Source organism: Psychrobacter sp. FME5, from assembly GCF_014861375.1.
Lineage (GTDB): Bacteria > Pseudomonadota > Gammaproteobacteria > Pseudomonadales > Moraxellaceae > Psychrobacter.
Genome location: NZ_RRYX01000240.1, coordinates 1 through 943, shown reverse-complemented (window position 1 = coordinate 943; position 943 = coordinate 1). Strand labels below are relative to the sequence as shown.

The following is a 943-nucleotide window of genomic DNA, read 5'->3' as shown; positions in this document are numbered from 1 at the left end:
ATAGTGTTTATGGTAACAATTGGGTTTGATAATTAGTTTATAACACTTTTAGGTGAGATTGACTATATCTAAAGAGCAGTTTTTTAATTTCGGTCTTAAAGAAACTATTTATTCCTCTTATGATAAAGCAGAGATTGAATGGAATCTTTTGAAAAATCGTATCTATAGTAATGAGAAAGTATTCATTCGTGGGTTTGGTCGTGATGCAAGTGGCACACATCTGTTCCAGGCGTTTTATGAAAGGTTAATTAATAATTATCATGTTGAAAAAGATCCAACAAATAATTCAGAACCAGCAAAACTAATTAGAGCACTTACGGGATATTCTAAAACAAAAAGTTCTAAACTAGAGTTGATTAGAAATTATCAAATTTCGCATGTTTTTGGTCGTACAAAAAACGTTTTTGCTTTTACTGCTCCGTGGAATATTGTTTATATGCCTAAAATTCTTGATCCATTTACAGGGCATGAAGCAAAAGGAGATATGATAGATGAGTATACTTTTTTGTTTCAAAAACAGTGTTACGATAACTTTGAAAAATTTATTGAAGAATTTAACGAAATAATGATTAGTTCTATTTTTAAGGAAAGAATGGGTGAGAGTCTAGATACTTTAAGTTTAGATACTTCTTATAATACTTAGATTAACACACCAAGTGCAACGCTAAATTATATTATAGAACACCTGATTGGGCGTTTTAAACCCTAAGCGTTTTCTTGGTCTGTTGTTTAGTTTATTCTCAATGTCCTGTATCTCATTATCAGAGACTTGTCTAAAGTCACAACCCTTAGGCAAGAACTCTCTGATTAATCCGTTGGTATTCTCGTTGGTTCCTCGCTGCCATGACGCATAAGCATCGGCAAAGAAGAAGGAAGTAAAGAGCTTTCGTTTCACCTTCTTATGCTGAGCAAACTCTTTACCATTGTCAGAGGTAATGGTCTT

The 943-nt window shown here is 32.9% G+C and carries 2 protein-coding genes; one reads left to right on the top strand and one right to left on the bottom strand.

Annotation, left to right across the window (positions count from 1 at the left end):
- The first annotated feature begins 58 nt into the window (after window positions 1–58).
- Window positions 59–643: a hypothetical protein gene (locus EI161_RS14475; RefSeq protein ID WP_192529976.1), complete on the top strand. Its 585-nt coding sequence runs from the start codon at window positions 59–61 to the stop codon at window positions 641–643.
- A gap of 21 nt (window positions 644–664) precedes the next feature.
- On the opposite strand, the gene EI161_RS14470 is transcribed toward EI161_RS14475, so the two are convergent.
- Window positions 665–943 (bottom strand): IS30 family transposase (locus EI161_RS14470; protein WP_192524318.1); only part of this gene is annotated, 279 nt, incomplete at its 5' end.